The organism is Pseudomonas sp. TMW 2.1634 (genome assembly GCF_001703595.1).
In the GTDB taxonomy this organism is placed as follows: domain Bacteria; phylum Pseudomonadota; class Gammaproteobacteria; order Pseudomonadales; family Pseudomonadaceae; genus Aquipseudomonas; species Aquipseudomonas fragi.
On sequence record NZ_CP016849.1, the window covers coordinates 700,930 to 727,025 of the forward strand.

At 60.7% G+C, this 26,096-nt stretch carries 23 protein-coding genes; 8 read left to right on the forward strand and 15 right to left on the reverse strand.

Annotated elements, in window-relative coordinates:
* Positions 1-61: 61 nt before the first annotated feature.
* Both BFC21_RS03280 and BFC21_RS03285 read right to left on the reverse strand, forming a co-directional pair.
* On the reverse strand, positions 62-1,420 hold the full coding sequence (locus BFC21_RS03280) for an 8-oxoguanine deaminase (RefSeq protein ID WP_088377186.1): 1,359 nt from the start codon (positions 1,418-1,420) through the stop codon (positions 62-64).
* Positions 1,421-1,908: 488 nt separating this feature from the next.
* On the reverse strand, positions 1,909-2,280 hold the full coding sequence (locus BFC21_RS03285) for a GFA family protein (protein WP_088377187.1): 372 nt from the start codon (positions 2,278-2,280) through the stop codon (positions 1,909-1,911).
* A 183-nt stretch (positions 2,281-2,463) separates the two neighbouring features.
* Between BFC21_RS03285 and BFC21_RS03290 the strand changes: the two genes are divergently transcribed.
* Both BFC21_RS03290 and BFC21_RS03295 read left to right on the forward strand, forming a co-directional pair.
* Positions 2,464-3,327 (forward strand): GGDEF domain-containing protein, encoded by an 864-nt coding sequence (locus BFC21_RS03290; RefSeq protein ID WP_088377188.1) that lies wholly within the window; start codon positions 2,464-2,466, stop codon positions 3,325-3,327.
* A gap of 273 nt (positions 3,328-3,600) precedes the next feature.
* Entirely contained in the window at positions 3,601-4,902 is a 1,302-nt protein-coding gene (locus BFC21_RS03295; RefSeq protein ID WP_088377189.1) for an MFS transporter, read from the forward strand.
* A 9-nt stretch (positions 4,903-4,911) separates the two neighbouring features.
* On the opposite strand, the gene BFC21_RS03300 is transcribed toward BFC21_RS03295, so the two are convergent.
* On the reverse strand, positions 4,912-6,117 hold the full coding sequence (locus BFC21_RS03300) for an NAD(P)/FAD-dependent oxidoreductase (protein WP_088377190.1): 1,206 nt from the start codon (positions 6,115-6,117) through the stop codon (positions 4,912-4,914).
* Positions 6,118-6,393: 276 nt separating this feature from the next.
* Between BFC21_RS03300 and BFC21_RS03305 the strand changes: the two genes are divergently transcribed.
* Positions 6,394-6,933 carry an Rrf2 family transcriptional regulator gene (locus BFC21_RS03305; protein WP_088377191.1) on the forward strand — a complete coding sequence of 180 codons (540 nt, stop codon included), beginning with the start codon at positions 6,394-6,396 and terminating at the stop codon, positions 6,931-6,933.
* A gap of 35 nt (positions 6,934-6,968) precedes the next feature.
* On the opposite strand, the gene BFC21_RS03310 is transcribed toward BFC21_RS03305, so the two are convergent.
* From BFC21_RS03310 to BFC21_RS03320, 3 genes are all read right to left on the reverse strand, one after another.
* Complete coding sequence (locus BFC21_RS03310) at positions 6,969-7,508, reverse strand: DUF1523 family protein (protein ID WP_120265683.1); 540 nt, start codon at positions 7,506-7,508, stop codon at positions 6,969-6,971.
* Positions 7,509-7,671: 163 nt separating this feature from the next.
* On the reverse strand, positions 7,672-8,742 hold the full coding sequence (locus BFC21_RS03315; protein ID WP_120265684.1) for a DUF1615 domain-containing protein: 1,071 nt from the start codon (positions 8,740-8,742) through the stop codon (positions 7,672-7,674).
* A 73-nt stretch (positions 8,743-8,815) separates the two neighbouring features.
* The gene (locus BFC21_RS03320; protein WP_088377194.1) at positions 8,816-9,157 is read right to left on the reverse strand and encodes an FKBP-type peptidyl-prolyl cis-trans isomerase; all 342 of its coding nucleotides are present in this window, start codon (positions 9,155-9,157) and stop codon (positions 8,816-8,818) included.
* Between the two features lie 305 nt (positions 9,158-9,462).
* Here BFC21_RS03320 and BFC21_RS03325 point away from each other — a divergent pair, with 305 nt between their 5' ends.
* From BFC21_RS03325 to BFC21_RS03340, 4 genes are all read left to right on the forward strand, one after another.
* Complete coding sequence (locus tag BFC21_RS03325; RefSeq protein ID WP_120265685.1) at positions 9,463-11,721, forward strand: FepA family TonB-dependent siderophore receptor; 2,259 nt, start codon at positions 9,463-9,465, stop codon at positions 11,719-11,721.
* 104 nt (positions 11,722-11,825) lie between these two features.
* Positions 11,826-12,116 carry a hypothetical protein gene (locus BFC21_RS03330; RefSeq protein WP_016780635.1) on the forward strand — a complete coding sequence of 97 codons (291 nt, stop codon included), beginning with the start codon at positions 11,826-11,828 and terminating at the stop codon, positions 12,114-12,116.
* The gene (locus BFC21_RS03335) at positions 12,113-13,651 is read left to right on the forward strand and encodes a PepSY domain-containing protein (protein ID WP_120265686.1); all 1,539 of its coding nucleotides are present in this window, start codon (positions 12,113-12,115) and stop codon (positions 13,649-13,651) included. Before BFC21_RS03330 ends, BFC21_RS03335 begins: the two co-directional genes overlap by 4 nt.
* A gap of 1 nt (position 13,652) precedes the next feature.
* Entirely contained in the window at positions 13,653-13,988 is a 336-nt protein-coding gene (locus tag BFC21_RS03340; RefSeq protein WP_088377197.1) for a DUF3325 domain-containing protein, read from the forward strand.
* Positions 13,989-14,139: 151 nt separating this feature from the next.
* Here BFC21_RS03340 and BFC21_RS03345 read toward each other — a convergent pair whose 3' ends face one another.
* The 4 genes from BFC21_RS03345 to BFC21_RS27130 form a co-directional block, all read right to left on the reverse strand.
* Entirely contained in the window at positions 14,140-14,814 is a 675-nt protein-coding gene (locus tag BFC21_RS03345) for an amino acid ABC transporter permease (protein ID WP_095005175.1), read from the reverse strand.
* A 3-nt stretch (positions 14,815-14,817) separates the two neighbouring features.
* Positions 14,818-15,546, reverse strand: a complete 729-nt coding sequence (locus tag BFC21_RS03350) for an amino acid ABC transporter permease (RefSeq protein WP_088377199.1) — start codon at positions 15,544-15,546, stop codon at positions 14,818-14,820.
* 75 nt (positions 15,547-15,621) lie between these two features.
* Positions 15,622-16,428, reverse strand: coding sequence for an ABC transporter substrate-binding protein (locus BFC21_RS03355; protein ID WP_088377200.1), 807 nt, complete (start codon positions 16,426-16,428; stop codon positions 15,622-15,624).
* 51 nt (positions 16,429-16,479) lie between these two features.
* Positions 16,480-16,758 (reverse strand): hypothetical protein, encoded by a 279-nt coding sequence (locus tag BFC21_RS27130; protein ID WP_162939284.1) that lies wholly within the window; start codon positions 16,756-16,758, stop codon positions 16,480-16,482.
* 39 nt (positions 16,759-16,797) lie between these two features.
* On the opposite strand from BFC21_RS27130, the gene BFC21_RS03360 reads away from it, so the two are divergent.
* Positions 16,798-17,376, forward strand: a complete 579-nt coding sequence (locus BFC21_RS03360) for a hypothetical protein (RefSeq protein WP_157700489.1) — start codon at positions 16,798-16,800, stop codon at positions 17,374-17,376.
* A 229-nt stretch (positions 17,377-17,605) separates the two neighbouring features.
* Here BFC21_RS03360 and BFC21_RS03365 read toward each other — a convergent pair whose 3' ends face one another.
* The 5 genes from BFC21_RS03365 to BFC21_RS03385 all read right to left on the reverse strand — a co-directional run bounded on the left by BFC21_RS03365 (position 17,606) and on the right by BFC21_RS03385 (position 26,044).
* A complete protein-coding gene (locus BFC21_RS03365) occupies positions 17,606-19,213 on the reverse strand; it encodes an ABC transporter ATP-binding protein (RefSeq protein WP_088377202.1) in 1,608 nt (535 codons plus the stop codon).
* 8 nt (positions 19,214-19,221) lie between these two features.
* Positions 19,222-20,244 (reverse strand): ABC transporter permease, encoded by a 1,023-nt coding sequence (locus tag BFC21_RS03370; protein ID WP_088377203.1) that lies wholly within the window; start codon positions 20,242-20,244, stop codon positions 19,222-19,224.
* The gene (locus tag BFC21_RS03375) at positions 20,244-21,314 is read right to left on the reverse strand and encodes a microcin C ABC transporter permease YejB (protein WP_016780644.1); all 1,071 of its coding nucleotides are present in this window, start codon (positions 21,312-21,314) and stop codon (positions 20,244-20,246) included. The genes BFC21_RS03370 and BFC21_RS03375 overlap by 1 nt, the downstream gene beginning before the upstream one ends.
* A gap of 1 nt (position 21,315) precedes the next feature.
* Entirely contained in the window at positions 21,316-23,193 is a 1,878-nt protein-coding gene (locus BFC21_RS03380) for an extracellular solute-binding protein (RefSeq protein ID WP_120265687.1), read from the reverse strand.
* A 136-nt stretch (positions 23,194-23,329) separates the two neighbouring features.
* Entirely contained in the window at positions 23,330-26,044 is a 2,715-nt protein-coding gene (locus BFC21_RS03385; RefSeq protein WP_088377205.1) for a TonB-dependent receptor, read from the reverse strand.
* Positions 26,045-26,096: the final 52 nt, after the last annotated feature.

Consider the following 26,096-nt stretch of genomic DNA (forward strand, 5'->3'; position numbering starts at 1 on the left):
TAACAGCACGTTCTCAGTTGCATCCGTTGAGCCCGCTCAGGCACTCAACGGCCTGAAGGGGTTATTCACCGCTGACCAGCTGGTGGGCCAGCTGGTTGTGGCGTTCCAGCACCCGCGGCAGGTCGACGGTGGTGAGCTGACCGTCCTTGACCACCACGCGGCCATTGATCACGCTGGTATGGACGTGGGTCGGGGTACAGAACACCAGCGCTGCCAACGGATCGTGATGGGCCCCGGCATAGGCCAGATGGCCCAGGTCGAAAGCGACAAAATCCGCCACCATGCCAGGTGCCAGTGCACCAATATCATTGCGGTTAAGCACCTTGGCGCCCCCCAATGTGGCAATTTCCAGGGCCTCGCGAGCGGACATCGCATCGGGGCCAAACCCGACCCGCTGCAACAGCAGGGCCTGGCGCACCTCGCCGATCATGCTGGCGCCATCGTTGGACGCCGAACCGTCTACCCCCAACCCCACCGGCACGCCGTGGTCGCGCATCCTGCGAATCGGCGCGATCCCCGAAGCCAGGCGCATGTTCGAACACGGGCAGTGGGCAACCCCGGTGCCGGTGCGGGCGAACAGCTCAATGCCGTGCTGATCCAGTTGTACGCAATGGGCGTGCCAGACATCCGGGCCGACCCAGCCCAGGTCTTCGGCGTACTCGGCAGGGGTCATGCCGAACTTCTCGCGGCTGTAGGCGATGTCACTGACGTTCTCGGCAAGGTGGGTGTGCAGCGATACCCCGTACTGGCGGGCGAGTACTGCGGCCTCGCGCATCAGGTCGCGGCTGACCGAGAAGGGCGAGCAGGGCGCCACGACCATGCGCAGCATCGAGCCATGACGCGGGTCGTGGTAGTCCTCGATCAGACGCTGGGACTCTTTAAGAATATGGCTCTCTTTCTCCACCACCGAGTCCGGTGGCAAGCCGCCCTGGCTACGGCCCACGCTCATGCTGCCGCGTGCGGCGTGAAAGCGCATGCCGATCTCTGCAGCGGCATGGATGCTGTCGTCCAGCTTGCAGCCGTTGGGGTAGATGTACAGGTGGTCGCTGGAGGTGGTGCAGCCGGAAAGAATCAGCTCGGCCATCGCGGTTTGGGTCGAAACTGCGATCATTTCCGGGGTCAGTCGCGCCCAGATTGGATACAAGTTGTTGAGCCAATTGAACAGCTCGCCGTCCTGGGCTGCCGGCACAACGCGGGTCAGGCTCTGGTACATATGGTGATGGGTGTTGACCAGGCCCGGGATCACCACCTTGCCGGTCATGTCCAGAATCACGTCGGCCTGTTGCGGCAGGGATTCGCCGGGGCCGACCTGCTTGATCAGGTTGTCTTCGATAAACAGGCCACCGCGCCTGATTTCCCTGCGTTCACCATCCATTGTGACCAGAAGTTCGGCGTTCTTGACCAGTAAAGTCTTTGCCATGGGTATTCCTCTTCCGTTTGGAGTTTGCTTTCAACGTGATGCCGTTGCCGGCATCGGTTTTCGGCTTGAGCCAAGCCCTGGCGGCCGGATGCAGCAGGGCCGGGCAGGGGCGGTCGGTTCACTGGCACACCCACGGGCGCAGTGAATGCGGGATGACATGCGCCGGTATGGCGCGGTGGATTGAAGCGGCTGTGCAAGCTGCATGGTGGTTGACCGGCGCAATACGCAGCGGCGTTTGCCGGTGTCGTAGGCGCGCAACGATGTAACCAGAATTGGTTATTATTGTATACAACTAAAAATGCAGTGGTCGGGCCGATTGTGTCCGGGATGAGGTTTTGCGGGTGTGTAGTGGACAGCTCCGGTCAGCAGGGGGGGGATGTTTAGCCGCTGATGTCGGGTTCTGGCTGCTCCAGGCGCGCGATTGCCCTGGCAGCGCCAGGGCCCCTCACGGAAGGGTGTCGCCCGCAATGGCCGGGCAAGCTATGCGCTTAAACCCAGTGGACCGGTGTGTCGATATAAATATGGGTTTGCTTGTGCGCCACAAAGGGCGTGTCGAGGGTGCCCAGGGCAATGGAAACCCAGTCGGCGAATTCCCCTTCGCTGCGTGACCAGAACAGGTTCGAACCGCACTGCGAGCAGAACTCGCGCACCACCGTGGCCGAGGAGGGGTAGGCGGTGATCTTGTCGGCACCCTGAAGCACCCGCAGTGCGCTGCGCGCAACGCTGGCATAGGAGGCAAAGGCCGCGCCGTGGCCTTTGCGACACTGGCCGCAATGGCAATGACTCACCGCTTTTGGCGCCGTGAGCAGTTCATAACGGACCGCTGCGCACAGGCAGCTTCCTTGATATCGCTCTGCCATGTGTACGTCCCAGACCCTGAAAAACACGGACTCTAGCACCTTGCCGCAATCCCTTGAACGACGTTTGAGATGAAGTCGTCGTCCAATATTTGGCGCCAAAAATGCCACATAAAACGCTTATTTGGCCATTGATTTGCTATCAGGCTATGATCAAGGCGTTTTTCCAATTGGACATCCCGAGTTATGGCCGTTGACCTGCAGGCGCTCTACCCCAAACTGATCCATCTGATGCTGGACACGGTGTTTGTGGTCGACAGGGACAACCGCATTGCCTTTGTCAGTGATGCCTGCCAGGCCCTACTCGGTTATCGTGCCGACGAGCTTACGGGGACCTTGATCACGGACTATATCCACCCGGAGGACCTGGCGATTTCGCGCGCCTCCATTGTGCGGGTGATGAATGGCCAGCCCCATGTTGACTTTCGCAACCGCTATATCCGCAAGGATGGCGGGGTTGTGCATATCCTCTGGGCCGCCTTCTGGTCTGAGGATGTCGGTGCGCGGATCGGGGTTGCGCGGGACGTGACAGCCTTGAGGGCGGCCGAGGACGAGTTGCGCTTTCTGGCCCATCACGACCCGCTGACCCAACTGCCCAACCGTGCGCTGTTCAATGACCGCCTGGAAACGGCCCTGCGCGCCGCCCGCCGACGCAACAGCACATTGGCCCTGCTGTTTGTGGACATGAATGATTTCAAGGGCATCAATGATGTCTACGGGCATGCCATTGGCGATCGCGTGTTGTGCATGGCTGCGCAGCGCCTGCACGGTTGCGTGCGCGAATCGGACACGGTGGCGCGCATGGGCGGTGATGAGTTCACTGTGCTGTTGACCGATATCCAGTCACCCGACGACGTGGCCTGGAAGGTCGAACAGATTAGTGTGGCAATGGCCGAGCCCCTTGGGGCTGAATTCGGCGGGATCCAGATGCCGTCCTGCAGTATCGGCATGGCCTTTTACCCCGTGGACGGGGAGGATGCCGATACGTTGCTCAGCCATGCCGATGGCGATATGTACCGGATTAAAAGGCTGCGCTCCAGGGCCGGGTGACCAGGGGCTGGGTACCTGCGGCAAAATGGCCTGACAAATCCCCGGCCGCTCTCTTCAACTTATACCGGTCTGCGGCTACTATGCGCGCCCTGATTCTGCCTGGTCGATGCTTGTCTTGAGCCTTGCCTGTCACTTGCCCGCCACGTCCGTGGCGTCGAGGACGCACAATCACACACCCCGGTTTTTCTGTCTCGCCCCGGCTTTTGCCGGCAGGTGCCGCTGTGCTTTTGCCCGAGCGGGTTAGCCATTGATCAATGAGGTCTTGAGTCAATCATGTCTGTCCAATTGCTGGCGATGGCGCTGGCGCCGTTACTTGGGCTGTTTATCATCAGTATCGGCAACGGCATGCTTGCCTCGCTGACCACCCTGCGCCTGGACACAATGGGCCAGTCGGCGACCATGGTCGGTATCGTGTCTTCGGCCTATTTTATCGGCCTGACCCTGGGCTCGATCTTCAATGACCGGCTGATTGTGCGCATCGGCCATATCCGCGCCTACAGCTGCTTCGCAGCGCTGATTGCCACCTCGATCCTGTTCCAGGGCATGTCATCCGAGCCCTGGACATGGTTTGTCCTGCGCCTGGTCAATGGCTGGGCCTGCGTCGGCGTGTTCCTGGTGGTGGAAAGCTGGCTGTTGATGGCCGCCGACCCCAAGATTCGCGGGCGCCTGCTGGCTCTGTATATGATTGCCCTCTACGGTGCGGGGTTGCTGGGGCAGGTCAACCTGGGGGCCATTGCCCTGACCGGTGATACGGTACCCTTTATGATCGCCGCCATTCTGGCTTCGTTGTCGATGTTGCCCATTGTCATGTTGCCGCGGGCAACCCCCATTGTTGAGCGCGCAGAACCGCTGATGCCATTGCAACTGCTGCGTGCCACGCCCACCGGGGTGATTGGCTGTTTTGGTTCGGGCATTGCCATTGCCGCGGTCTATGCCTTGTTGCCCTTGTACCTGCAACGCATCGGCCTGGACGTGACCGAAGTGGGGCATATGATGGCCTGGGTGATTCTTGGTGCAATGCTGTTGCAGTACCCGGTCGGGCGCTGGTCGGACCATCAGGATCGCCACCTGGTATTGATCGTGCTGGGCGCTGCCTGTGCGCTGCTGTCGCTGATCATCCTGATGCTGCCCGCCGGTTCGCCGTTACTGGTAGTGGCGTTTTTTCTGCTGGGGGGCGGTATCTTCGCGATCTATCCGGTGGCGGTCAGCCATGCCGCAGATCGGGCATCGTCGGGGGCGATCGTGAGCATGATCCAGGGCCTGCTGCTGATCAACTCGCTGGGCTGTGCTATCAGCCCGCTGGTGATTTCGCCGCTGATGACCCGGGTCGGCGAAGCCGGGCTGTTCTGGGCCCTGGCTGCACTGAACGTGGGCCTGGTGCTGCTGTTTGCCTGGCGCCGCGCCAAGGGCTCGCAGCCTGTGACCGCTGCACCCTTTACCGCAGCGGCACAAATGTCGGCTGTCGGGGTCGAGATGCGCGTCACCGAAGACCTGGCCCAGGCCGTGCTGGAGCATGAGCGCGAGGTCGATGGTGCGGATCAGGATGAGCAGGTGGCGACTGTCGGCACACCCTGATCCGCAGGGTTACGCAACCACCGGAATCAGCGGGTCCGCCGCCGCCAGCGCTACGGCCCGGTCGGCGATGGGCGGGTAAATCCACTGGGTGTTGATTTGGGTTTTCAACGCCTTGCCTTCCTGGCGCACCAGCTTGACCTGGCGGTCCCAGCCTTCAGTGAAGACAGCGCCCCAGGCGCCCAGGTCCAGGCAGGTGACATATTTGCTCTGGCGGTAAGGCACCGGCGCCACACCGAGCAACTGGGCGGCGGCGTTATTGCCCGCCGAGCGGCCCAAGGCAATGGCGTGCTGGCAGGTCATCAGTGCATGGTTGCCCAGTTCGTCGCAGGCAGCGAAGGCGCTGTCGCCGGTGGCGAAAACGTTTGGCGAACCGATGACCCGCAAATGGGCATCGACATGCAGGCGGCCCAGCGGATCGCGCTCGGCAGGCACCTGGGCCGTCAACTCACTGGCCCTGACGCCTGCTGTCCAGACCACGGTGGCCGCGTCGATGCGCTGGCCGTCCGCCAGGGTGACGCCGTGCTCGTCCACCGCAACAACCGAACTGGACAGGCACCATTCGACCCCCAACTCTGCGGTTGCCTCGGCGATCACCGGGGCGATGGCGGTGCCCATTGAGGCGCCTACACTTTGCCCGCGGTCGATGATGATGACCCGGGGCTGGCAATCGGCACCGAGGATTTCGCGCAGGCGCGCGGGCATTTCACAGGCCGTTTCGATACCGGTAAAGCCGCCACCTGCAACCACCACCGTGCTGCGTGCCGGGGTGTCGGGCAAGGCCGCCAGGCGTTGCATATGGGTTTCCAGGCGTTCGGCCTGTTCAATTGAGTCGACATTGAAGGCGTGCGCCTGCAAACCCTCGATATCCGGCAGGTTGAGTTGGCTGCCAGCCGCCAGCACCAGCGCGCTGTAGCCCAGTGTGGTCGTCATCCCGGCCGGGTCCTGATAAGTGACGGTGTGCTGTGCAACGTCAATCTGCCGGGCCAGGCCGGGTATGAACTGCACGCCGGTAGCCTCAAACAGCTGGGTCAACGAGGTGCGCATTGTGTGGACCTGCGGTTCATAGAAGCGTGGACGCACCCGCAGCTCGGCCACAGGGGCGAGCACTTGCACGCTGATGTCCTGGCGGTCGTGCTGGTCGAGCAGGCGCACGGCACTCAGGGCACTCCAGAAACCGCCGAAGCCGGCGCCGATAATCAAGATAGTCTTTTTCATAAGTCATTCCCGGGTCATGAGGGGGCTGTGAGCTGTGCCGTTGGGCTGCTCGATAACTACGACTATAGTTGTCGCAGTTATCGATTGGCAAGGCCTGTTCTGTCGGGAATTATTTGTGGTGAGTGTTTTTGATCTGTAATGGCTATTAATTTCAATGAGATACAGATTAATTAAAATGTAATTTGTTAAAAGTAGAAGGTGCTTTTCCCAAGGTTGAATTTGCCTCAACAGGGGGCTACTGATAGCTTTGTCTGGAATGAATCAGTCGGAGTTGATATGGCGTTCTATAGCGCGGGGGTCGAGTACGGCATCCACTGCCTGTTGTTTCTGGTCGATGATCTGGGCGACAGCCGGGAGGCCAGCGTGCGCGAACTCGCCGATCTGCAAGGCGTGCCCCATGAGTACCTGGCGAAGATTTTCACCAAGCTGGCCAAGGCCGGGCTGGTGATCGCAACCGAGGGCGTGCGCGGGGGCTTTAGATTGGGTCGGCTCGCGCAAGACATCTCGATGCTGGATATCGCGCAAGCCATCGACGGGCGCAAGGCCATGTTCGAGTGTCGCGAAGTGCGTGGTCGCTGCGCGCTGTTCGAGGGCGACGCGCCACCGTGGGCAACGCAAGGCACCTGCGCCATTCACGGCGCCATGATCACGGCACAGAAGCGTATGGAAGAAGCCTTGAGCCAGCAGACCATTCTCGACCTGTCGCGCTCGTTCGGGCGCAAGGCACCCGCGGGGTTTTCCGCGGGGGTCAATGAGTGGATGCAGAGCCGGCGTGGCGGCAGGGGCAATGTGCCGCTGGTGGACGTGAGCGATTGACGCCCCGTGTATGCGCCCCCGCAGGGGCGCAGCGATCAGTTGACCGGCATTTGCGGGCGGTGCTTGACGCGACGCTTGAGAAAGACGGCAATCACGATCAATAGCAGTGCCAGCACGCTCAAGAACACCGTGTTGAACCATGGGAAGGGTTCGTCGCGGCTGTTGGTGGCTTCAATCGCGGTGATATTGGGAAATACCGAGAAGATCTTGATACGCCAGCCGTAATAGCGGATCAGCGCCAGCTGGTTGGCATCGCGGGAGTAACCCTGGGCCTTGGCCTGGATATCGGCAGAGTCGAACTTGAAATACCAGGGGAAGGACCAGCCGGTGTCTTCGTTGCGATAAACCATGACCTCCTTGGTCACCGGGTCCTCGGTATTGATGAAGTACACATCCCGGGTCGGGCCGTCGGCCGGGTTTTGCGCGCTGATCACGCCATTGTGGTCCATGCGCTTGACCTCAACCCCCGTGACCATCACCACATCGTGCTGGGGCAGAAAGTAAAACAGCCCCAGCGCCACGGCGCCGACTGCCAGCAGGATGACTCCCAGAATGATGCCTTTGAGCCATTTCATGCAAAAACCACGCACATATCAATTATTCCTGATGACTGTTGATTGAACTTGCGGCGCAGCTTATCGCAGCCTGCCCAATGGACTACAAGGCCTGCATGCGCTGGCTACATAATTTGTAGCATTTTAGCGGTGCGTTTGCCTGCAGGCTCGCTCCCACAGAAATTCAGCGGCTAGCCGCTGCCCGGCTCATGCACCGCTGACGCCGTTCATCAACCCGCTGGGCAAACCAGGCGGTGGTCAGGTTGCGGGTGATTTTCGGGCTTTGCAGGGTGATGCCCGGTAATACCGCACGGGGCAATGGCTTGCCCTGCTGGCGGTCGGCGAGGGCGAATACGCTCCGGTACAGCTCAGTGTCGTTGAACTCCAGGCTGTCGCCTTTTTCGAGCTGACGGCGAATAGCGTTATTGCTCAGGCCCAACTGCTTGCCAAGGGCGCGTACAGCCAGCTCGGTGGAGCCGACCGCGTAAGAGCCCGGAATAGTCAGGTCGCCATCCAGTGCCAGCGGGATGCCAGACACACGGCTGACGGCATTTTGAAAAGCGGCATTGCGGCTGGCGTACCAGCCCGCATTGAAGTCGGCAAAGCGGTATAGCGGTTGTGTGTAGTCCACCGGATAACCCAGCAGGTGAGCGATGCCGAAATACATGCCGCCGCGGCGGGTGAAGACTTCCTGGCGGATGGAGTGGGCCACGGGGTAGGGGTAGTCCCGGGCGCGTTTTTCGGCAAAGGCGATGCTGACCTGCATCGGCCCGCCGGTGTGTACCGGGTTCAAGCCGCCAAACAGGCTTTTGCCCAGCGGTACCATGCCGATGAAATCATCGAAAATGGCGCTCAACTGGCCTTCGGTGCGGGCCGTGTCCAGGCGTTGATTGTAGGTTTTGCCGTCGGGCGAGGTGATGCTCAGGGCACTGCGCACCACAAACTCGGGGATATGCAGCTTGCCGGCGCGGCGGTTGATTTCACTGCGGGCGATCCTGGCCAGCTCCGGCACCGGCGGGTCGGCCTGGAAAGTCGATTCCTGCTCGGTCACGGCCAGCACCGAACACAGGTTTTCATCGGTGGGGGCCAGGCCCTGGGCCGTGAACGCCACCTGGATATCAGTCGCCCAGCCCGCGCGGTCCGCAGTCTTGGCCGGCAGCAGTTGCACGATGCGGGCACGGGTCTGGTCGGGCGTCAGGCCTGGCAGTGTCTGCGTGCCCTGACTGCTGCAACCTGCCAGTACCACGAGGGGCATAATCGGTAAACAACACCTGAAAAATCGATTCACCAGCGGTCAACTCCTATTAATGTGCAACGTGTCGCAGCGCTTAATCGTCGCGCGTCAGCACTTCCAGCAGTTCGATCTCAAACCGCAGGTTGGAGTTCGGGGTGATATGCGCGCCCATGCTTCTTTCACCATAAGCCAGGTGCGCGGGCACCTGCAGTGTGCGCTTGCCGCCGACCTTCATGCCCATCAGGCCGATGTCCCAACCCTTGATCACTCGCCCGGTGCCGATCACGCACTGGAACGGCTTGCCGCGCTGATGCGAAGAGTCAAATACCGTGCCGTCTTCAAGCCAGCCAGTGTAGTGCGTGGTAATCAGGGCGCCCTTGACCACGGCTTTACCGTCGCCGGGTAACAGGTCAGTGATGTGCAGTTCGTCAGTCATGGCGATAAGGCTCAAAAAAGTAGGATCAAGGATTGTACAGGGCAAGGGATTTCTTGATCCGAGGGCATTGTTGCAATTTGTATTAATTTTTTTATGTAGGAAAAGGCTCTAAAACAAAGGGATTGCGGAACTTGCAAATGAGGATTGTTGTCATTTGCGCTTTACTCTCAAATGAGAGCGCTTATCATCGCAGCCCTGGCAGTGCCGGGGAAAGCTAAACACGTAGGTCCTTTCGAGGTCGTGCGTCAGCAATTTCCAGCCTTTGGCCTGCTGAGCACACTCCATTGTTAAGGGATCAACTGGACATGTCGTCTCGATTCAACCGCAGTCATCTTTCACTGGCTTTTATGGCCGCTCTGGCTTCGCCCACCTTGCTCGCTGACGTACTTGAGCGCGAGCGTGACGAAGTACCGGTAGAGGCCACCGATTTGCCGGTGGATGGTACCCGCCAGGCGCTGCAACTTGAAGAAACCCGCGTACTGGGCACCGCTGCACAGGAATTGAAGCAGGCGCCGGGGGTGTCGATCATCACCGCCGAAGATATCAAGAAGCGCCCGCCGGCCAATGACCTGTCCGATATCATCCGCCGCGAACCGGGGGTCAACCTCACCGGCAACAGCTCCAGCGGTGCCCGCGGCAACAACCGCCAGATCGACCTGCGCGGCATGGGCCCGGAAAACACCCTGATCCTGATTGACGGCAAGCCGTCTTCTTCGCGCAACGCCCAGCGCTATGGCTGGAGCGGCGACCGTGACACCCGTGGGGAAACCAACTGGGTACCCGCCGAAGAGGTCGAGCGCATCGAGATCCTGCGCGGCCCGGCAGCGGCACGCTACGGTTCCGGGGCAATGGGCGGGGTGGTCAATATCATCACCAAGCGCCCTTCGAGCAAGCTCAGCGGCTCGTTGACCGCCTACTACCTGGCGCCCGAAGACGACGCCGAAGGCGTGAGCAAGCGTACCAACTTCAACCTCAGCGGGCCGATCACGGATGATCTGGTGTTTCGTGTGTATGGCGGCCTGAACAAGACCGACGCCGATGACCCGGGCATCAACACCGCCGCCCAGGCCTCCCCCGACAGCGTAGTGGCGGGTCGCGAAGGCGTGCGCAACAAGGACGTCAACGGTTTGCTCAGCTGGCAGTTCACCCCCGAGCAAACCCTGGACCTGGAAGCCAGTTACAGCCGCCAGGGCAATATCTTTGCCGGCGACACCATGCTTAACAGTGGTGGCGACTTCGTCAACAGCCTGACCGGCAAGGAAACCAGCGTACTGCAACGCAGCACCTTCTCGGCCACCCACAATGGTTCGTTCGACTGGGGCTCCACCAAGGCCTCGCTGACCCACGACCTGACCCGCAATGCCCGCCTCAACGAAGGCCTGGCCGGTTATGGTGAAGGCGCGCCGTCTGCGAGCGCTGGCAAGTTCGAATCGCGCCTGCGCAACACCCGCGCCACTGGCGAGGTCAACCTGCCGTTGAACATGGGCACCGCCCAGGTGCTGACACTGGGCGGTGAGTACCTCTACGAGTCACTCAATGACCCGGGCTCGCTGCGCCCGCAAAGCTGGGATCCGGGCGCTGACGGTACACCGGGGTTGCCGGGTACGGACCGTACGCAAACCAAAACCACGGCCAACAGTTATGCGTTCTACGTTGAAGACAATATTGAAGCCGGTGCCAAAACCATCGTCACTCCCGGCGTGCGTTTCGACCATCACAGCGAATTTGGCGGCAACTGGAGCCCGAGCCTCAATGCCTCGCACCAGATCACCGATGAGCTGAGCATCAAGGGCGGCATCGCCCGGGCCTACAAAACCCCGAACCTGTACCAGTCCAACCCCAACTACCTGCTGTACAGCCGTGGCGCGGGTTGCAGCTCGGTGGAAGTGAACATCGGTGGCTGCTACCTGGTCGGTAACTCGGACCTCAAGCCGGAAATCAGCGTCAACAAAGAGATCGGCCTGGCGTTCGACAAGGGCACCTGGCGCACCAGCGGTACCTATTTCCGCAACGACTACCAGAACAAGATCAATGCCAGCAACGAAGCGGCATTCCGCCTGCCCAACGGCCGTCGCGTGCTGCAATGGGAAAACAGCGGCAAGGCCATCGTGCAAGGGGTGGAAGGCAACCTGTTTGTCAGCCTGCGCGAGGATCTGGACTGGAACACCAACCTGACCTACATGATTGAAAGCAAGGACAAGGAAACCGGCGACCCGCTGAGCATCATCCCCAAATACACCCTCAACACCATGCTCGACTGGTACGCCACTGAAAAACTGTCGTTCCAGGTCAGCGGCACTTACTACGGCAAGCAGGAAGCGCCCAAGCGCAACAACCGCGCCAACGAAGCACTCGACAAATCCGTGCAGCAACCGGTCGACCCGTACGGTCTGGTGGGCCTGAGCAGCGGCTATGAGTTCAACAAAAACTTCAGCGTGCGGGTAGGCATCAACAACCTGTTCGACAAACAGCTGTACCGAAAGGGCAATGCCGACGAAGCGGGGGCGCAAACCTACAACGAAGCGGGTCGGGCGTACTTCGCCTCGGTGACCAGTTCGTTCTGATCACACTGTGACCCATGCAGGCGCGACATCCGTGAAAACGGGTGCCGCGCCGTTGTCGCATCTGGCACGGGCAAAAAGCCGGAGCTTGATAAGGGATTGAAAAAATGAAACTTGCAACGTCGGCCTGGGCGCCGATCGTGTCTCGCACACTGGCAGCACTGGTCGGCGGCTATGTCTTTACCTATGCCTTTACCGCTGCATTGGCGCGGCTGCTGCCGCTCGACAAGGTGGACGCGATGATCGTCGCCAGCCTGTTGTCATTTGTGATCTACACCTTCGCCATTCTGTGGGCATTTGCTGCCCGCCACCAGTGGTCGGCCTGGATGGGTGCGGTACTTGCCGTGCCCCTGGCCGCCATCGGTTTTTGGCCGCAACTGCTGGAGCAACTGGGATGAAACAGACCCTGACCCAATCTATGGCCTGGCTGCACACCTGGGGCGGCCTGATCGTCGGCTGGTTGTTGTTCGTGATCTTTTTGACCGGCAGCCTGGCCGTGTTCGATCAGGAGATCGACAACTGGATGACCCCCGAGCTGCCGGCCCACCACCTGAGCGATGAACAGGCCGCGCAACGGGCACTGACTTACCTGCAGGCCCACAAGGCCGACGCAAAGCAGTGGGGCATCAGCCTGCCCTATGAGCGTTCGCCGCAATTGCAGGCCTCGACCGGCGGGCGTCGTGATGGCGTGTCGGTGACTCTGGACCCCGATACCGGCGAAGTGATCCCGGTGCGGGAAACAGTCGGAGGGCGGTTTTTCTTTCTGTTCCACTTCACCTTGCACATGCCGCGCATGATCGGCATTTACCTGGTCGGTGCGTTGGCGATGGGCATGCTGGCAGCACTGGTCAGCGGTATCGTGATCCACAAGAAGTTCTTCAAGGAGTTCTTCACCTTTCGCCCCGCCAAAGGCCAGCGTTCGTGGCTTGATGCGCACAACGCCAGTGCCGTGCTGTTGCTGCCGTTTCACTTGATGATCACCTATACCGGGCTGGCGATTTTCCTGGTGATCTATATGCCGGCGGCGATGGACGCTTTGTTCGATGGCGACCGCGAGGCCTTTTTCAAGGCGCAGGACAAGACGCCGGCCAGCATTGCCGTACAACGCCCGACAACCGCAGAGCCTGCACCGCTGGCAGCCCTGGGGCCGTTGCTGAGCCAGGCCCGGGCAGTCATGGGGCCGTTGGGCGGGATCAGCATCAGCAACCCCGGAATGAGCAATGCCGAAATCCAGATTCGTCCGATCCTGGGCAACCGTATTGCCCTGACCAAGGGCCAGGGCATGCGCTTTGACGGCGTCACCGGCGAGCAGTTGTCCGGCCCCACAGAGATGCGCCCCACGGTGCTGACCCATCGGGTGATTTCCGGGTTGCACTTTGCCCAGTTCGGCGGCTACCCGATGCGCTGGCTGTACTTTGTGTGCGGCCTGATCAGCAGCGCCATGATCGCCAGCGGGCTGGTGCTGTTCACCGTCAAGCGGCGGCGTAAATACGCCAGCGAAAGCCGCGTCGCCCAAGCGCTCTATCGGCTGGTCGAGGCGATCAACGTCACTGTCATGGCCGGCCTGAGCCTGGCCTGCATTAGCCTGCTGTGGAGCAATCGCGTGTTGCCGTCGGGGATGGCCGACCGGGCGGATGCTGAATTGAATGTGTTCTTTGGTGTGTGGGCGTTGAGCCTTGCCCATGCGCTGGTGCGCCCGCGCATGCAGGCCTGGCGCGAGCAACTGGGGCTGGCGGGGTTGATGTGCCTGAGCTTGCCGTTGTTGAGTGTGTTCACCGTCAACCGGCCTTGGGCACTGCCCAGCAGCATGGGCGTTGAACTGACCGCGATGGCCCTGGGTGCCTTGTTGTTATGGGCATGCTGGAAGGTATCGCAACCGGCGGTGGAGCGGGTGCCGCGCAAAAAAACCGCCGTCATGGCCGAGGTGAATTGAGATGCTGGCTGATTTTTTTGCGGCACTGGGTTTTGCCTATGTCGGCATGCTTGCGTTGTGCCAGGGGTTGGAGCGCCATTACAAACAGGTGTGGGGCAAGCCGCCGTCGACGCAGTTACGGCGTGGGCTGAGGGTTGCAGGTTGGCTGAGCCTGGGGCTCAGCTTGTGGTTTTGCGCGCAGGCCTGGGGCTGGGCAATGGGGCCGGTGGGCTGGTTTGGCATGCTCTCGCTGAGCGGTTTTAGCCTGCTGATGCTGTTGCCGTATCGGCCGCGACTGGCCGTGTGGTTGCCGATGGGGTTTGTGCCGGTATGGGCGGTGATCGCAACCCTGGCATGAATCGTAGCAGCTGCCGAGGGACGAGGCTGCGTTCGGCGGCGCAGCCGTCGTAGAGTCAGAATGCACGGTGTGTCAGGTGAACCGCGAACTCAGGTTTTACGACGGCTGCGCCGCCGAACGCAGCCTCGTTCCTCGGCAGCTGCTACATGTTTTATGCAGGCTTTCGCACCCAGCGATTGGCAACCCAGTCCAGGCTGCTGCACAACACGAAGTACACCAGCGCCACAAACAGGAAGATTTCCGTCGGGTGCACCATTACCCGGTTGCTGATCTGGGTGGCGACAAACGACAGTTCGCCCACGCCGATTACATACGCCAGCGAAGTGTCCTTGATCAGTGAAATCCACTGGTTGAGAAAGGACGGCAGCATCATCGGCAAGGCCTGGGGCAGGATGATCAGGCGCAGCACCTGCCACTTGCCCAGGCCCAGTGCCGTGCCTGCCGCCCATTGCCCGGGCGGCAGGCTGCTGATCCCGGCATACACCGAGTGCGCCAGGTACGCGCCGCCGATCAGCGACAGCGCACACACCACGGTGGCCAGCGCGGGCACATCAACCTTGAACAGGATGGGCAGCAGGAAGTAGCTCCAGAAAATCAGCATCACCACCGGGATTGCGCGCAAAAAGCCCAGTACCCCCAGCAGCAACCAGCGCGTTTTGCCGCGAATCATCACCAGTGCAATACCCAGCACCAGCCCCAGCAATGCCGAAATGATCCCTGACAACAGGCTGAGTAGCAGCGTCAGTGCCGCGCCGCCCAACGGTCCGTTGGGCCAGGCGCCGAGCATGAAATACGAAAAATTATCGCTGATAACCGAAAAATCCATGACTTACACCCCTCCCTGGCGATACCACTTGCTGCGGGCAATCATTTGGCCGATGACTTCGATCAACGCGATGCTGGCCACATACAGCACGGTGGCGAAACCAAAGGCCTGGAAGGTCTTGAAGGTTTCGGTCTCGACCTGACGCGAGGCATAGGACAGCTCGGCCAAGCCAATGGCCATGGTCAGTGACGAGTTTTTCAGGGCGTTCATGTACTGCCCCAGCAACGGCCCCAACGCCGTGCGCAGCGCCTGCGGGAACACGATATAGCGCCACACCTGTGCCGGCCGCAGGCCCAGTGCCAGGCCTGCCGCCCGTTGTTCTGTGCGCACCGAGCTGACACCTGCACGAAACTCCTCGCAAATGAAGGCGGCGGTATAGAGCATCAGCCCCCAGAACCCGGCGAGAAATTCAAACGACGGCCATTCAATTTCAAACAGGCCCAGGGACAGGCTGCGGGGCTGGTTAAGCCACATCACCAGCCCTTCGGGCAGCATGGCCGTGACCCCGAAGTACCAGAAAAACAGCTGCACCAGCAGCGGCGTATTGCGAAACAGGGCCAGGTAGGCCCGTGCCGGCCATGACCACACACGCAAAGGCGAGAGGCGTGCCAGGCACAGCAAAAAGCCCAGCCCGGTCGCCACCAGGCAGGTCAGCAGGGAAAGGATCAGGGTAAGGACAAAACCATCGAGCAACCAGTGCAGGTATTGCGGGGCAAGCAGTTCACCGAACATAGAAACAGCGTCCATCCAGAAACGAGCAAACCCGTCCGGTTGACCGTGACGGGCTGAGGGTGTCGCGAAGGAGGCTTAGCTCTTGTCGCCGATCTTGTACAGGCGGGTCAGCGGGGTCTTGGTGGTCGGGCCGAACCAGGCGTCATAAATGCTCTGGGCCTTGCCCTGGGCTTCGAGGTCGGTGAGGGTCTGGTTGACCACCTCGGTCAGGCGCGCTTCGCCTTTGGGAATACCGACACCGATCAGGTCATTGGAAATGGTGAACGGCGGCACTTCGTATTTGTCCTTGTCCGGCACATTGGCCAGCAGGCCGATCAGCTTCGGGCCGTCCTGGGTGATGGCCTGGACGTTGCCGTTGCGCAGGGCAGTGAAGGCGAACGGGGTGTCATCGTAGGCCACCACTTTGGCGCTGGGGAATTTCTCGCGCAATACGCCTTCGTTGACCGTGCCCTTGTCCACGCCCACCCGCCATTTGTTCAGTTCGTCGGGGGATGTGAGGGTGCCTTTCTTGACGATAAATTGCTGGCCCGAAGCGAAGTACGGAATGCTGAAATTCACCTGCTCGGCCCGCTCGGGGGTGATGGTGAAGTTGGCCAGCACCAGGTCGACCTTGTTGGCGACCAGCAGCGGTACGCGGTTGGCCGGGTTGGTCGGCTGCAACTGCAACTTCACACCCAGCTTGTCGGCGATGGCCTTGGCGTAGTCCACGTCGAGGCCTTCGATCTGTTTGCTTTTGGCATCGACAAAACCAAAGGGCGGGTTGCTGTCAAAGGATGCCACGCGCAGCACACCGGATTTTTTGATGTCATCCAGACGATCGGCGTGGGCCAGGCCAGACAAAACAGCCAGGGTCAGGGCGGTGAGGGCAGTGAATGTTTTCATTTCGTTCTCATCATGAGTTGGAAGATTTATGACGAGAGTCTTGCAGGAAAATTAGCTTTTAAAAAAGAATATAAAACGATGTATATATTCTATTTGGAGATATGAGGCTTGAGCAGTGCAAGCGCCTTTAGTCTTGCTCGCTAGATAGTGGCCATTTGCCAAAAACTGCTCTAGGCTGCACGGTTTTTCTGGACTGAACTGCCTGTGAAGCTGTTTTGTAAACCCAAAGCCTTGATTCATTATTCCAAAGGGTCTGTCAGCGATTTCCAACAGCGCCTTTTCAAGGTCAACACCCAGGGCCGCCTGTACACCCTGGATTTGTTCGACCATTCCCCGGGCCACACCACTGCCTCCATATCCCCTCGATGTGTGCTGATCTTCACCGATAAGGCACTAGGCAAATTCGAGTTGCACCCGTGGTTTACTCTGCTGGGTTTCAAGTGCTTTAACGGCCAGTACTGGACCCGCAAGGTCGGGGATGTGACCTGGTCCAGTAACGATCAGCGCATCCACGGCAATGTTATCCATATCCGTGATATCCAGATTGTGCCGATCCGCTCGAAGCGACGAGCGCGTTGCCAAAGCCTGAAAATCAATACGCGGCGACTCTTTGACTGGGGGCTGATAAGCTTTTTGCTGGCTGTATGGGGCGTGTATCTGTTTGCCAGGAATGATTCCCGCGTCGCGGCTGTCATGGATACCGTAAACCACTGCGTCCAGCACTACTATCACTGGGGGGTGGTGCTCTGGAGCCTGGCTTACCTTATGGCGTCGGCTTGGGCAAGCAAGACCTTCTATGCCTCCAGAGTTTCTTTTACCCGCGACCTGGTCGCTTTGGGGCTGGTGCGCACCGCTGCGCGGTATGCGCCCGACACCGATTGCCTTTGCTACAAGGCCAGAGCCTTGTTGTCACGGGCAGTGGCGCGGATACGTAGCCTGTGGAGTTGACCGCCTGACCTGTGGGAGCGGGCTTGCTCGCGATCCGGGCGACGCGATCCTTCAATTACAGCGAGGTGATGCCATCGCGAGCAAGCCCGCTCCCACCGAAAAGGTTTGCGTTGCCAGCATTGCGTCCCCCCGTAAAACCTGAGGAGCGGATTCAACTTGTCTGATGTTGCGACTGCTACGTCGCAGTGGCGCACCAAACCGATCGCAGCCTCGCTCCGCTCGTCAGCGACTACACAACATCGGCCAGCGCAGTTTCCTGCGTTTTCAAGCTGCTGGCCTGCAACAGTTCCCGGGTATAGGGGTGTTGCGGGTTGTCGAAGATGGACTGCGCATCCCCCTGTTCCACCACCTTGCCGTCCTTGATCACGATCATGTCGTGGGCCAGTGCATGCACCACCGCCAGGTCGTGGCTGATAAACAGGTAGGTCAGGCCATGCCGCGCCTGCAGGTCGCGCAGCAGGTCGACCACCTGTTTTTGCACCGTGCGGTCCAGCGCCGAGGTCGGCTCGTCGAGGAGTATCAAGTCCGGTTCCATGATCAGCGCCCGGGCAATGGAGATGCGTTGGCGCTGGCCACCCGAGAACTCATGGGGGTAGCGATGGCGGCTTTGCGGGTCCAGGCCCACTTCCTGCAGAACCCGGATCACCGCCGCCTCGCGCTCCTGCTCAGTGCCAATATCATGGGCCAGCAAGCCTTCGCTGATGATCTGCTGCACTGACATGCGCGGGCTCAGGCTGCCAAACGGGTCCTGGAACACCACCTGCATCTGCCGGCGTAGCGGGCGCAACAGGTTCTGGCTGAGGATGTTCAGTTGCTTGTTGCCAAAACGGATTTCACCCTCGGAATCCACCAGCCGCAAGATTGCCTGGCCAAGGGTCGACTTGCCCGAGCCGGACTCGCCGACAATGCCCAGGGTGCGGCCTTTTTTCAGCTCAAAACTGACCCCGTCCACCGCCTTGATAAAGTGCCGCTCGCGGCTGAACAGCGGCTTGGGCAGGGGGAACCAGACCTTCAGGTCGCTGACCTCCAGCAGGTTATGCCGGTATTCGCCGGGCACCGGGCTACCGGTTGGCTCGGCCTCGATCAGCATGCGGCTGTAGGGGTGCTTTGGCTCGCGGAACAGCGCCGCGCAACTGGCCTGCTCGACAATCTCGCCGCCGCGCATCACACACACGCGCTGGGCGATTTTACGCACCAGGTTGAGGTCGTGGCTGATCAGCAGCAAGGACATGCCCAGGCGCTGCTGCAGGTCGATCAGCAGTTCGAGGATTTTTTGCTGCACCGTCACGTCCAGTGCCGTGGTCGGTTCATCGGCAATCAACAGCTCCGGTTCGTTGGCCAGGGCCATCGCAATCATTACCCGCTGGCGCTGCCCGCCGGACAGTTGGTGCGGGTAGGCATTGAGGCGCTTGGCCGGTTCACGGATGCCCACCAGTTCCAGCAGCTCCAGGGTGCGTTGCCGCGCTGCCCGGTTTTTCAGGCCCTTATGGGTGACCAGGATTTCACTGATCTGCTTTTGCACCGTGTGCAACGGGTTGAGCGAGGTCATCGGCTCCTGAAAAATCATCGCAATACGGTTGCCGCGCAAACTGCGCAACTGGCTGTCACTGGCCGTAACCAGGTCGGTGCCGGCATAACGGATGCTGCCCTGGGTTTGCACGTCTTTGCCCGGCAGCAGGCGCAGGATTGAGTGCGCCGTTACCGACTTGCCCGAGCCCGACTCGCCCACCAGCGCCATGCACTCGCCACGGCGGATATCGAGGTTGAGGCCGTGAACCACTTCTGCCCCGGCAAAGCTCACGCGCAAGTCGCGGATTTCTATCAGTGTGTTGGTCATGTCAATTCTCAGGTCCGGGGATCGAAGGCATCGCGGCAGGCTTCGCCGATAAACACCAGTAGCGACAGGATCAGCGCCAGCGCACAGAACGCGGTCAGGCCCAGCCACGGCGCCTGCAGGTTGTGCTTGGCCTGGCCGATCAGTTCGCCCAGCGAGGCACTGCCCGGCGGCATGCCGAAACCGAGAAAATCCAGGGCGGTGAGGGTGGCGATTGCGCCGGTCAGGATAAAGGGCAGGTAGGTCAGGGTGGAGGTCATGGCGTTGGGCAGGATATGCCGGCGCATCAGTGCCCCGTCAGTCAGGCCCAGTGCCCGCGCGGCCTTGACGTATTCCAGGCTGCGCCCGCGCAGGAACTCGGCGCGCACCACGTCCACCAGGGCCAGCCAGCTGAACAGTGCCATGATGCCCAGTAACCACCAGAAACTCGGCGCCACAAAGCCCGACAAAATGATCAGCAGGTACAGCACCGGCAATCCGGCCCAGATTTCCTGCACCCGTTGGCCAAGCAGGTCGACCAGGCCACCGTAGAAGCCTTGCAGGGCGCCGGCGGTAATGCCGACCACGGTGCTGATGGCCGTCAGGATCAAGGCAAACAGAATGGAGATCCGTGCGCCGAATATCACCCGGGCCAGCACGTCCCGGGCCTGGTCGTCAGTGCCCAGCCAGTTGGTGGCGCTCGGCGGGCTGGGCGAGGGTTCCTGCAGGTCATAGTTGACCGTGTCGTAGCTGAACGGAATCGGCGCGAACAGCATCCAGCCGCCCTGATCGGCAATCAGCTTGCGCACATAGTCGCTGCGGTAGTCCGGTTCAAAGGGCAGCTCGCCGCCGAAATCGGTTTCGAGGTGACTGCTGACAATCGGAAAGTACCAGCTGTCCTTGTAGTGAATCGCCAGGGGCTTGTCGTTGGCAATCAGTTCACCGCCCAGGCACACCACGAACAGCCCGACAAAAATCCACAGCGACCACCAGCCACGGCGGTTGGCCTTGAAGTGCTTGAGGCGGCGACGGCCAAGAGGAGAGAGGGTAAACATCAGGCAGTCCTCGCCGAGAAATCGATACGGGGGTCGAGCAGGGTGTAGCACAGGTCGCCGATCAGCTTGATCAGCAGGCCGAACAGGGTGAACAGAAACAGGGTGCCGAACACCACCGGGTAGTCCCGCGACACCGCCGCTTCGTAGCTCATGCGGCCGATACCGTCGAGGTTGAAGATGGTTTCAATCAACAGTGAACCGGCAAAGAACACTTCGATCAGCGCCTGGGGAATCCCGGCCACCACCAACAGCATGGCGTTGCGCATCACATGGCCGTAGAGCACGCGCCGTTCCGTGAGGCCCTTGGCTCGCGCGGTGACCACATACTGGCGGCTGATTTCGTTGAGGAAGCTGTTTTTGGTGAGGATGGTCAGGGTGGCAAAACCGCCGATCACCAGTGCCGATACCGGCAGCACCATGTGCCACAGGTAGTCACCGATCTTGCCGAAAAAACTCAGACTGTCGAAGTTGTCCGAGACAATGCCCTGCACCGGGAACCAGCTGACATAACTGCCCCCGGCAAACACCACGATCAATAGAATGGCGAACAGAAATGCCGGCATGGCGTAGCCGATGATGATTGCGGTGCTGGTCCATACATCGAAGGCGCTGCCGTTGTGGATGGCTTTGCGGATGCCTAGCGGAATTGAAATCAGGTAGGTGATCAGCGTTGCCCACAAGCCCAGCGAGATCGACACCGGCAACTTTTCCACGATCAGGTCGGTGACCTTGGCGCCGCGAAAGAAGCTGGTGCCGAAGTCCAGTTGCGCGTAGTTCTTGAGCATCAGCCACAGACGCTCGTGCATGGGTTTGTCGAAGCCGTAATGCTTGGTGATTTCTTCGATCAGCGCCGGGTCAAGACCGCGGCTGCTGCGGCTGGCACCGGCTGCGGACGCGGCCATTTCCCCGCCACCACCGCCCACCGCCGAGCCGCCGAAGCCCTGCAAGCGGGCAATCGCTTGATCCACCGGGCCTCCGGGGGCGGCCTGCACGATCAGAAAGTTGACCACCAGAATGCACAGCAGGGTGGGGATGATGAGTAACAGGCGACGGCTGATGTAATGCAGCATCTCAATGACCCTCCGGCTGTGCGCTGGCCTGGCCATACGCAGCATTGGTTAACGGGGTTTTGCTGATTTCCCACCAGGTGTCCAGGCCTTCGTCGAACTTGGCTTCTTTGGCGGGCTGGCCGAAGCGGTTCAGGTACACCGTCGGGGTGCCGACCGAGTAGTAGTGCGGGATCATGTAGTAGTTCCACAGCAGTACGCGGTCGAGGGCGCGGGTGTAGTGGACCATCTCGCTGCGGCTGTTGGCCTGTACCACCCCGTCGATCAGTTTGTCGACGGCCGGGTTGCGCAGCACCATGTTGTTGGAGGCCCCGGCCTGGGTGGCGCTGCGTGAGCCAAACATGTCGTACAGCTCGCGGCCCGGCGATACGATCGGTTGGCCGTTGCGGGGGAACTGGCCGACCATCATGTCGTAGTCGCGGGCGTTGGTGCGGTTGATGTACTGCGCCGAGTCGACCTTGCGGATGTCCATGGTGATGCCGATCTGTGCCAGGGTGCGTTTCCAGGGCAGGACCATGCGATCGAAGCCGCTGGGGCTGTCGAGAAAGGTAAAGCGCAGGGGTTCGCCCCTGGCGTTGACCAGCAGGTTGTTTTTCGGTGTCCAGCCGGCTTCCTTGAGCAGCGCCAGGGCTTGCAGCTGTTTATCGCGGATATAGCCGCTGCCATCGGTTTTCGGCGCCTGGTACACCTGGGTGAACACTTCATCGGGGATCTGCCCGCGCAAGGGTTCGAGAATTTCCAGTTCACGCGCATCGGGCAGGGCCGTGGCGGACATTTCGCTTTTCGGGAAGTAGCTCTGCGCGCGCACATAAAAATTGCGCATCATCTGCTTGTTGGTCCACTCAAAATCCCAGAGCAGGCTCAGCGCCTCGCGTACCCGGCGGTCCTGAAAAAACGGGTTTTGCAGGTTGAAGGTAAACCCCTGGGCGGCACTGGGTTTTTCCTTGGCGAACACGCCTTTTTGCAGGCGCCCGTCGCTGAGCACCGGGCTGGCGTAGCCGATGCTGAAACCGGTGGCGGAGAACTCGCGGTTGTAATCGAACGCCCCGGCTTTGAGCATCTCGCGGGCCACGTCGATGTCGCTGTAGAACATCACTTTCAAACGGTCGAAGTTGTACAGGCCTTTGCTCACCGGCAAGTCTTTGGCCCACCAGTTCTTGTTGCGTTCGAAGCTCACACTGCGCCCCGGATCAACCTGGGAGACCGCATACGGGCCGCTGCCCAGCGGTGGCTCGTAGCCGCCGCCGGCGGCAAAGTCGCGGGTCTTCCACCAGTGTTCCGGCAGCACGTGCATGCTGGCCAGGTCCAGCGCCAGGGTGCGGTTCTGGTTGTTCTTGAAGTCGAAGCGGATTTGCAGCGGGCCTTCGATGACCCGGTCCTTGACCTCGCCGTAGAGCATGCGATAGCTCAGGCTGCCTTTGGTCATCAGGGTGTCGTAGGTAAAAGCCACGTCCTGCGCGGTGATCGGTGTGTCATCCGCGAAACGGGCCTTGGGGTTCAGGTAGAAGCGTACCCACAGGCCGTCGGGGTCGCGTTCGATTTTTTGCGCGACAAGCGCGTAGACCGTATAGGGCTCGTCCAGCGAGCGGAAGGCCAGGGGGGCATTGACCCATTGATCGACCTGGGCCACACCGGTGCCCTGGTCGATATAGGGCGACAGGTAGGTGAACTGGCCGATTTCCATTGACGTGCGGCTCAGCGAACCGCCTTTGGGCGCGTCCGGGTTTACAAAGTCGAAGTGCTGGAAATTGGCCGGGTATTTGGGCGCTTCGCCATACACCGTCAGGGCATGGCCGGGCGCGGCGTTGACGCTCAGGCACACGCAAGACAACACGGGTACCAGCAGCGAACGGAGCAGGGGCAGGAAAAATGCAGACATCATGGGGTTTCCTTGTACCGCGTGTTGAACCATCGACTGCCTGGAAAAATCCCCGCCGCATTGCGCGTTAAAACGCGGCGGGGTCGCGATTTCGCAGTTAAACCGCTGCCGGCCGGAGTGTGCCGGCAGCGGTGCTCACTCAGAAGTGATAGGTGGCACGGGCGAAGAACGTACGGCCCATTGGGTCTGCGTAACGTGGATCGTAGCCATTCTGGAAGTTGTAGGCCTGGTTGGAGAACGGCGGGTTACGGTCGAACATGTTCTTGATCCCCGCATCCAGGTCCACGGTCTTGTTGAAAGTGTAGCCACCGGAGATATCCCACAGGGTGTAAGACGCTACACGGGAGTGGGTGTCCGGATCGGCGTCGTCATAGCCGCTGGTGAAGCGGTTGACCAGCGAGGCCCGGTAAGCGCCCAGATTCCAGGTACCGCTGAGCACGTGCTTCCAGCGCGCGACCATGCCGTCATCCTTGAATGCGCCCACTTTGTCGGTATAGCTGCCGCCGATGGTGGTCTGGTAGTCATAGCGCGACACATAGGTGCCTTGCAGGCCAAGGCCGAACTGACCGTAGGGGGTGTTGGGGAACTTGTAGTCCAGCGACACATCGACGCCGCTGGTTTTAACGGCACCCAGGTTGGCGAGGCCGGTCTGTACGTAGTTCAGGGAGCCGTCAGCATTGCGAATATAGCGGTCAGCATAGGCGTTGGGATCGTCAAAGACAGTGGATTCCGGGAACTCGGCAATCTGGTTGGCGATGTGAATCCACCAGAAATCCAGACCCATCGACAGATTGCGCACCGGCTGGTAGACAAAACCGACGGTCACGTTACGGGCTTTTTCAGGGGACAGTTCGGTGTTGCCGCCGGTGCGGTTATGGAACTGCTGGCCGCAGTCGCGCCCGGCGTTGCCGCCCGGTTGCACGACACCGCCGGTGCACAGGCGCGGATCGTTGTAGTAACCCTGGGTGTAAGTGGTGTACTGCGGGTTGTACAGCTCGTACAGCGACGGGGCGCGGAAGCCTTCACTGTAGGCACCGCGTACCACCAGCTCCTTGATCGGCTGGTAGCGGAACGAGTATTTCGGGTTGGTGGTGCTGCCAAAGTCGCTGTACTTGTCGTGACGCACGGCGGCCGACAGTTCCAGGCTGTCGAGCACGGGCACGTTCAGCTCGGTGTACACCGCCTTGACGTTACGGTCACCCGAGACGCTGGCGTCAGGGTCGGCGCCGAGGCTGGAGATATCCGCGACAAAACCATCGAAGGTCTGGTGGAACTTCTCCTGACGGTATTCACCGCCAATCGCCAGGCCAGACGGGCCGGCGCCGAACCAGTCGCCGATCTCACGGCTCATGCGCCCGTCGATACCAGTGACCCGGCCCACCGAAGACATGTACTGGCCGTGATACTGGTGCTCGTCGATATAGGCCTGCCCGGCAGGTGTCTGCGGGCCGAACGGGTTGATGATGCCATCGGCAATGCCGTTGAGCATGGCCGCGTCGCTGGCGTAACCGCCCGTCACACTGGAGTTCACCTGATTCTGGTTGTACGAGGCACCGACATTGTAATCCCAACCCTTGGCCACACCATCGAAGCTCAATACCAGACGCTGGCTGGTGTTCTGGTCTTTGCTCTGGCGGCCACCGGCAGCGGTTTCACGCCAGTTCAGGCCGATTGGTTGCGTAGGGTCGAAGGACGGATCGCTGGTGCCCGGGGTTATGCCGTTGCCCGGGTAGTAAGGCGAGCTCGGGTCCATGCTGGCGCCGATCAGGGGGGCGGGGGCAACACCCACGGCATTGTTGTTGCGGGCCCAGAAGTACTCCAGGTTGACGTTGTCGACATCGGTGATCTTGCCGGTGGCCTTGCCGAAAAAGGAGGTCTTCTCGGTTTCTGGCAGCAGGTCGATATAGTTGCGCGTGTCATAGCGGCATAGCCCCTGGCGCAGCACCAGGTTTGCCCCGTTGCAACCATTGGCTGCCAGCGGGTTGGTATTGATATTGCCCTGGCTCCAGTTGGCAGGGTTGGACGTGCCGGAAGTCTGATCCAGGCCGCGGCCCGGTTCATAGTTGCTGGCGAACGTGCGGTCCTTGGCGTGCAGGGCGTTTTGTTTGTTATAGCCGGCGACGGCCATGACGTTGAAACGGTCTTTTTCCAGATCGCCGTAGCCCCAGCTACCGCTGATATCGCGGCTGTCGCCGCCACCACTGGCGTCTGCACCTTCGCCGCCCAGTGACAGGGTGCCGTCGGTCATGGATTTTTTGGTGATGAAGTTGATCACGCCGCCGATGGCGTCCGTGCCGTACAAGGCCGACGCGCCGTCGCGCAAGACTTCGACGCGGTCAATGGCGGCAAATGGAATGGTGTTCAGGTCCACCGCTGAGCCGTCGATGGCGTTGTTGCCCAAACGGCGGCCGTTAAGCAGCACCAGGGTCTTGTTGGCACCGATGCCGCGCATGTCGGCAAAGCTCGACCCCCCGGTGCCGGAACCCACGGAGCTGGCCGAGTTGCGCAGTGACTGGTTGCCCGTCACGCGCTGCATGATCTCGGCGGTGGTGGTCACGCCTTCGTTGCGCAACTGCTCGGCACGCAGGATGGTGATGGGCACGGCGGTTTCGGCATCCACCCGGCGGATCGCCGAGCCGGTCACTTCGACCCGGTCCAGCTGTGTGGTGGCTGGCGCAGGTGCCGCATCGGCGCTGCTGACGGTGGTGCTCGAATCATCCGCTGCAGTCACTTCGGCTGCCTGCAACTGGCCCGCGCTCATCCCCAGAGCAACCAGATACAGCGGCACAAAACGGTGTCGTTGCAAGCTTGCAACGAGCGGCTTGAGGGTAAAACCTGAACTCTTCATCTGCATGGTTATTTCCGACTTATTCAGACGTTTATTGGAATGGCCTTGTGAGCCCTCA